The organism is Methanosarcina sp. A14 (assembly GCF_001729375.1).
Taxonomy (GTDB): Archaea; Halobacteriota; Methanosarcinia; order Methanosarcinales; family Methanosarcinaceae; genus Methanosarcina; species Methanosarcina barkeri.
In genome coordinates, this window is the sequence record NZ_LZPK01000143.1 from 1 (window position 1) to 8,364 (window position 8,364).

Annotated in this window: 4 protein-coding genes and 1 tRNA gene; 3 read left to right on the forward strand and 2 right to left on the reverse strand. The window is 33.5% G+C overall.

Features of this window, described 5'->3' with window-relative positions:
• Nucleotides 1–244: 244 nt before the first annotated feature.
• Nucleotides 245–318 (forward strand) — tRNA-Val (locus A9239_RS07675).
• 227 nt (nucleotides 319–545) lie between these two features.
• On the opposite strand, the gene A9239_RS07680 is transcribed toward A9239_RS07675, so the two are convergent.
• Complete coding sequence (locus A9239_RS07680; RefSeq protein WP_048154376.1) at nucleotides 546–4,010, reverse strand: PGF-pre-PGF domain-containing protein; 3,465 nt, start codon at nucleotides 4,008–4,010, stop codon at nucleotides 546–548.
• Between the two features lie 1,098 nt (nucleotides 4,011–5,108).
• Here A9239_RS07680 and A9239_RS07690 point away from each other — a divergent pair.
• Nucleotides 5,109–7,430 carry a hypothetical protein gene (locus A9239_RS07690; protein ID WP_141706404.1) on the forward strand — a complete coding sequence of 774 codons (2,322 nt, stop codon included), beginning with the start codon at nucleotides 5,109–5,111 and terminating at the stop codon, nucleotides 7,428–7,430.
• 281 nt (nucleotides 7,431–7,711) lie between these two features.
• Entirely contained in the window at nucleotides 7,712–8,200 is a 489-nt protein-coding gene (locus A9239_RS18925; RefSeq protein WP_048154368.1) for a glycosyl hydrolase family 28-related protein, read from the forward strand.
• Here A9239_RS18925 and A9239_RS19900 read toward each other — a convergent pair.
• A partial coding sequence (locus A9239_RS19900) for a hypothetical protein (RefSeq protein ID WP_218104573.1) occupies nucleotides 8,177–8,364 on the reverse strand: 188 nt, incomplete at its 5' end. The two genes, A9239_RS18925 and A9239_RS19900, sit on opposite strands and share 24 nt — an antisense overlap.

An 8,364-nucleotide genomic window follows, 5' to 3' on the forward strand; every position in this document is an offset into this window, starting at 1 on the left:
GAAAGTGCTATGAAAATTAGAAGAGTGGCAGTGACAGAATACTTAAGGAATCCCCAATACACGTTAAATTAATTCAAATATTTGAAAGTTTGGAAAAAACAATATGCTAGGAGCCAACTGCGTAACTCCTAACAATTTCATAATGCATCGGGGCAGCCCCTAACATCGTTAACAAGCGATAAGCTTATACATAAGAAGTTCTATTTTATGGTGCTTATTCCTTTTTAGATTTCAAAAACAATATGGGCTCGTGGTCTAGACGGTTATGACGTCGCCTTCACACGGCGGAGGTCCTGGATTCGAATTCCAGCGGGCCCACTTAATTATTCTTGTTTTTTGATTTAGAGGCATTATGAGTCTCCTTATATAGTGCTTTAACTCTTGTTTCTAGGACGAATTTTCGGATTATATTAGCGGTCCATGTTTAAACTTTGACTCAGCAGAACTGCAGAAAAATTTTTGTCAAAAAATAGTTTTAAATCTGGCAAGCAGTATATCCACATTGTTTACCAGATTTGATCAATCACTTTGCTAGTTAACCTGCTTTATCTCCTTCTATATAGGAACACGACAAGCAAACCGGCTATTCCATAAACCATATCAAAACCTGGAATGCCTGTTTTCCTTTCCTCTTCGGGTTCCGTATTAATTTTTGACCCTAGATTTACCTTATTTTTAGAGTTATCTAAATCGTCAGACTGTATTTCAGTTACAGTTTCTTCAGGAGAGGCACATGGTTTCCCTGTAATTGCAAAGAAAGAATACCCTGAAACATTGGCTGTAAAGTACAGGTACTCACTGTCTTCCCCTGAAAGGTTGACTTTTAGTTGTTCCCATGTTTTGTTGCTGTAACGGTTTAGTAGGACAGAAGCCTGATTTATCTTATTATCTTGAATCCAAGACTTTTCAACTTTGAAACAGATAGCGGGATTTTCTATGTTATCTGAGCTTGCAAACCCGCTGTTTCCTATCCAGACATTGAAGTACTTGTAGACCTCTCCTTCGGTCAGGTTAAAGGTAAGCGTGGATTTGTTTTTTAACTGTTCAACAATGGTTGTGGTCTTTCCAACGGTCTTCTTAGCATCGAAGCTCACAGATACAACACAGGTTGCATTATTTGTGAAATCAAACTTTATAGGATTGCCGTTTGTGATGAAAACCTTGCAGAGTTCCTTTACTTCAATATTCTTTGTAGGTTCTGGAGACACACTGCCTCCTCCGCCACCACCTGTTCCACCACTGCTCTTTCTGTCTACAATTATCTGAGCAGTTTTTGTATCAGTACCATTTGCATTGATTGCAGTCAGTTTAGCCGCGTAAGTTCCTGCAGAACCATACACATAAACAAAGCTTGATTTATCTGAGTCTTCGATTCCATCGCTGTTAACATCCCAACTCCTAGATGTTGAGTTTTTTGAAGTATCAGTAAAGAGAACTGTAAGGGGTGAGCATCCACCTGTCTGATTTACTGTAAAGTTTGCTGCAGGTAGTTTTGATTCCAGTTCTCTTTCCGAAATAGTGCACATGTAGATATCGGGATTTTCGTTACGATAGTCTGTCCATACTATTTTATCATCGTAAATAGCAGGACTAGCTTTATAAGATTCAACTGTGGTTATTTTCGTTTCTTTGAATCTGGAGATGTCAAACATATAGATATTGTAATTATCGGGCTCAATAACTTCCGCCTCATTATCTTCATGATAACTCTCCCATACTATTCTATTACCAAAAATAGAGGGATATCGCTGAATTAATTCATTGTTAGTTATTTGGGTTTCCTTGGAAGTAGAAAGGTCGTACATGTAGATGTCCCAATTTCCGTTACGTTTATCCATCCATACTATCCTGTCACCATAGATATCCGGGTGCTGCGCTAATCCACTCGTAGTAATTTGAGTCTCAGTATAAGTGGAGAGATTATACATGTAGATATTCCAGTAAGAAATGAGGTTACCATGCTTATCCCAGCTTTCTCCATTACGAGTGTCCTGCCAAACTATCCTGTCCCCATAGATAGCAGGCTGCTGCGATGATTTATTATTAGTGATCTGAGTTTCCGTGGAAGTGGAAAGATTATACATATAGATATCACAATTTCCATTTCGATAGTCTTCCCATACTATCTTATCACCGTAGATATCAGGACCGTACTGATCTGAGTTATTAGTTGTGATTCGAGTCTCTTTGGAAGTAGAGAGGTCGTACATGTAGATATTTCTTCCACTACGCATATCTATATACACTACTTTATCACGATATATATGAGGATCTCCTTTGGTTGAATCAAGATAGCTCATAACTTGGGTTTCTTTGAAAGTAGAGAGATTATACGTGTAAATATCTAATCCACTACGCCAATCCATCCAGACAATTTTATCACCATAAATATCAGGATTTGCTTGCATTGATTCATTAGTGGTAATCCGACTTTCCGTAAGAATTAATTGACCATCTACGCATTGTGCAGGAGATGCTATTACATTAGTTTGTTTTGAGGCAACACCTTTCGTGTTGCTTACTGTCAAGTTAACAGTATAGGTCCCTGGAACTGTATATACATAAACTGGATTTTTTTCTGTAGAGTCAACTATACTATCATTATTGAAATCCCATACCCTTGTTGTTGCATTTTGTGAAAGGTCAGTAAACATAACAGGAAAAGGAACATAGCCACTTGTAACATTTGTTTTAAAATATACTTTGGGAGGAGCTACAGCTTCCTGCACATCGATTTTTAGAGTTCTTGAGGAAGTGTCTTTTCCGTTACTTACTGTTAAGTTAACAACATATTTTCCTGCTTCATTGTATATGTGAACAGGGTTCTCTTCTACAGAGGATATTCCATCTCCAAAATCCCATTTCCGTGAAGTGAATAATCCAGTACTATTATCAGTAAAACTAACTTCCAATGGTGCAATTCCAGAGGTTGGAATTGCAGAGAAAGAAGCAAATGGGATGTTTGAAATAGTGGCCATATAGATATCATAATTTCTAGTACTCTGGTCGTAATTATCATTACGATTATCTGCCCACACTATTCTATCGCCGAAGATATCGGGTTTTATCTGATTTGATTTGTTGGTTGTGATCTGAACCTCCTTTGAAGTTGAAAGGTTGTACATGTAGATATCATACTTTTCATCTTCATCACGATCATCTTTCCAAACAATTCTATCGTCATAGATAGCAAAGTCTTCATTGGAAATAATACTATCATACTTAAGCGACCTATTGGTAGTAACCTGCGTTTCAGTAGAAGTGGAGAGATTATACATGTAGATATTCCAATTCCCATTGCGATATTCCTTCCACGCTATTCTATCACCATAGATGGCTGATTCTTTTTTATCAGTTCGACTTGTAGTTATCTGAACTTCCTTAGATGTGGAGATATTTTTCATGTAGATATTGTAGTCACCAGTGCGCATATCAATCCAAACAATTCTATCACCGTAAATACTAGGAGTAGATGCCAGTGAGCTGTTTGTGATCTGGATTATCTTGGACGTAGAGATATTATACATACAGATCCCTGATTCAAAAAGAGAGTCATTCTGCCATACTATTCTGTCTCCGTAGATTGCAGGAGGACACCACGATGCGCTAGATATATAAGTTTCTGTGGAAGTGGATATATCGTACATGTAGATATCACAGTTTCCACTCCGACGGGTATCCAGCCAAACGATCCTATTACCATAGATAGCAGGAGAGTACTTATCCGAGTTATTGGTGGTGATTTTAGTCTCTTTGGAAGTAGAGAGATCGTACATGTAAATATCCCAGTCTCCATTACGATTGTCAGACCATACTATTCTGTTGCCATGAATTGCAGGAGAATCCTGAAATGACTTATTTGTAGTGATCTGAGTTTCAGTTATAGTAAGTTTGCTTTCTACACCTTCTGTAGAAACGGCCAGTGTCGTAGATGAGACGGAAATTAAAAAAACGAAAACAAAGAATATTGAAAATAAATGTATCGAATACAACTTCCCCTTATTCTTCATTGATTTTCCCCTTCTTATCTTTCATTCTCTTTCAACATAATAAATATAATAATACAGATTACTTATTGATAACCTTTAAATCTTTTCATAACTTTTGACTTTATATTCCCTTAATCTGGGAATATTTGTTCAGGAGAATGGATTAAAGAGGATAAGAGTAAAAATAAGATCATGAAATCTCAATGATATTTACAAAATTGAATTTCAGGACTTACAGCTGAAATAAAGCTTTCACACGGCGGAGGTCCTGGATTCGAATTCCAGCGGGCCCACTTATTTTGTTCTTTTTTCTGATTCTTAGAACGCATAGAGTTTTTTCCATCTGTTCAACTTTTGCTTCAAGGTCAGATATTTCTTTGGGTTGTATAACATTAATCTTCCCATAAAATTCTTCATCGAGGGAAATTATGTATAAAGGCTTGCCGGTTGTATTCAATTTTGAATATATATCCAGTTTCTCCAACGTGATTCAATTCAGATTGAGGCAGCCTTATTAAAGTATATGATATATCTGGTTTTGCTTGCAGTTTTGTGAGCTTTGATTTTCTAAAACGTTTCATTTTTTGTCTCCATCATGTCAATAATTAGTCGTTAACTTTCATACAACTTTTAGTTTGTGTTGGGTAGGATAACAATTGAGTAAAAATTGAATAAATTTATGTTATACGTAAAATAATTTATTAAATATATTGTAACTATTCAGCCTATCAAAACATGTCTGATAATATTGATTCTAGTGAATACGAGGAATAAGAGAAACAACATATGAAAAAGAAAGAAACGAAGTCAATCGCTAACAGGTCAAGAAAATCGATTTATAGATATTTGCGTATTGAATCTTTATAAAGATAGTTATTGATTCTGTTTTATATAGGCTGAATAGTTAGGGGGAATTAGTATATACAGACATCATAAAAAATGGTTGAATATATCGATTGTATGACTAATAAAAAATATTATAAAAATATTTTATTATTAATTGAAATTTTTACGAAAGTAATATATATGTCTTTGAAAAAGTGGTAACTGAGTCAATTAAAAGAAATGGAATTTATAAGATGGAGAATATAAATATAGTCCTTTTTAGAAGGAGAGGCAATGATGGATAAAGCAGATGGAAATAATGTGAGCAAAATAAAGTCTACTATTCATGAGTTTCTTGAACTTTTTAGAGAAATACTTGGTACTGATACCTGTTATTTATACTTAATAAATGAAGAAATGGATGACTATGAAAAATCATGTTGTTTAACACAAAGAATAAAGATCATCAGATCTAAATACATTGCTGAAAAAGTGAGAAAAAATGAACAAGAATTTGAGCAGAAAGAAAAAGATGAACTAATACTTCCACCATACTTAAGACGTTATGAATTATACTTTAAACGTCATGAGTTAGATAATGAAGTTAATTCAGCTAGTAATGATAAATTAACTGTTAATTACGATTCATATTTTGATGATGATATTCTAAAATCTATAGATATTTTGAAGTTTATAGATATAGCAAAAAAAGATGATGTCGAAGGCTGGAATATAAATTATGAAAACAGACCAGCTAAGTATGTGCTTTTTAAAGAATTAAATAAAAATGAAGTAATTTTAGGTGAGGGTCTGACGGCCTACTTGGTTAGAGATAAGCATCCAAGACAAATTTATAACTGCCACAAAGAAATTGAAGAACATTCAAGTGTTGCTTTTTCAAATCGAAATAAAAGCATAGCCGCACAACCTTGTCAGCTGTTACTAGGTTTTCCATTAGTGGATGAAAAAAACAATACGATTGGTGTCTTAAAAGCTGAAAATTATAAGAAATGTGAACCTACTCCAGAAGAAAGAAGGTTTCTTGATAACTTAGACTGTGGATGTAACCTGGATCATTATCATTATAAGTATACCGAAAATGATCCTAAATTCAAAGCTGTACAAAGTTATATTCCTTTATTAGTTAAACTTATAAAGTCCTCAAAAAAATTATTTCAAGAAAACTCTTATGACTCTCTTTTCAATGGTGCTTGTTTGTTAGAAAATCTGAAAAAAATGAAGTTTCCAGGTCCAAAAGACAAAGTGGAACAGTTAGATTCAACAAAAAAACCAATTTCAGGTAAACCTGTTCACCCTACTAATTATCAAATATACCAATCAACTTTACACTTATTTTTAGTATTAAAAAGAAATGAATATGTTGGATATGAAGAAATTTTGAGAAGGGTTATCCATTATGTAAAGGGAATTGGTACTAAACTTGGCTTGAATGAAGAAATAACTCACTATTTTGAATATAACCTAGATCAATTCAAAAAGCATGAAGAATTACTACTTTCAGGATTGGATAGGTATAGAGACCATTTTATGCATCAATTTCATGTTTTTGTTACTGGGTATATAATTATAAATGAATTGGGTATTGATAATTTTAAATCGAGTATCAGTGAAAGTATGAATTGGATATTGAGAAATAACAAAACCCAGTATGAAAAGGACTGTGAAAAGGATAAAAAATTGTATGAGATTTCTGATGCTGATGTCTTAAGAATATGGTTTTTGACAGCTTTTTATCATGATTTTGCGTATATATTACAAAAACTTGATCAAGAACTAGAAAATTTTTTCTTAAATCTTTTAGGTTATCCTTTTAAGGTTAAATTCGATTGGGAAAAATTATTAACCAATGAGAATTCGTTTTCACAGCATATATGTGATTTATTAAAATTTTTCTCTAGTAAGTATGGCACAAATACATGTTTATTGCTTCAAAATTACTTAAATGCAATGATTAGTCTTCATGATCATGGAGTTTTAAGTGCTCTTTTACTAATCCATGCCTCGAGAGAAGTACCATATAAAAACTATAATGAGAGCCTATATGCTGCTCTTGCGATTTCGCTGCATAATCCTGAAGTTTACAAGGGTTTGAGGGAAAAAGGTTTAAGTAAAGATGGGTCAACTTGGATCTCATTTGAATCTTTTCCGATGGCCTTTTTATTAGCTTTTTGTGATACTGCTCAATCATTTGGAAGATTAGAAGTTAAGGATCGTAAAAAAGTAAGTGAATATCCGACTGAGTTTTTAGATATTGATATCGTTGCAAATGAAAAAGTTAGCTATAGACTATTATATAAAGACAAAGATAAAACTCCCGATTCCAAGATGATCCATCAATGGGCTGGTAAGAAGATGGATCATGATAAAGGTGAAGTTTGTTTTTGTGAGACATGTTGCAAAGATCATGATAAGAAAATGACTCCTAAAAACAAGTATGAAGAAACTGCAATTAATGAAGTTTTTAGGTCATTCAAATTTTCGTTTGCAATTGAATATTACAAACTAATAAATAAATACACTGAGATAGAAGAAGAATTAAGATGTAAAGAGATACAGAAAAAAGAAAGAGAACTAATATGTACTCTTTCTTTTTGAACATATTCGATGAAAAACTTTTAGGATGTATATTAAAGTTTTTCATCTATTTCTTTATTAGCTTCACAAGAAAAAATTGCAATTCAGCAAGGTTAATGGCATGCTTGATGCACAAAACATAAGACATTTCTAGCACTGAAAAATTAATCATGAAAACATCAACAACATAATGATAGACGACTGTAACTAATTTTGAAACCTGTCTTTTAACTTTGATAATAAAAAGGCGGTGAAAATAAAAAATATAAAAGAGTAAAATTATATGAAGATTAGTGATCAGTATGGAACCTAAAAACCTTATAATTTCTCTACTTTTATTTATATGTTTTTCTTCTGAAAATTGTTCAGGTGCAATTATTAATGTAGATCCAGGAACTTCCTTTAATCTTACAGGCTCAGACGACCAGAATGTTATTAACGCTGCCATACAATCAGCGAATTCAGGAGATACTGTACAGCTTGAATCAACTACATTTCACATAAGTTCACCCATAATCATGAAATCAGAAGTAGCTCTTAAAGGAAATGGGATTGGTGCGACAGTAATCTATTGTGACGATCCTGGCTCTAATTTTGCAACTCAAAATATAATTAACTGTAATGGTATTACTGATATTGAAATTTCAAATTTTTTAATTGATGGTAGTTGGGGATCTTTAAGTAAAATGTATGCAGCAAGCAACAAGTGTAGGGAGCATGAAAAAAGAGTTTACCTGTCTGGCTGTTCAAATGTAGTCATTCATGACTTAAAAATGCAATACAGTGCGTAAACCTGGACATGACAGTTTTGGCGCATGGTCATCCAGTAGCCTACATTCCGCAGTATTTTTTCGAAAATCAATATTTTTCCTGATAGCGGTTTTGAACAAGTGCAAATAATTTGGATTTTTAGTGGTATTTGGTGAAAATTGAATGATATCGTTTTTTGCCTCTA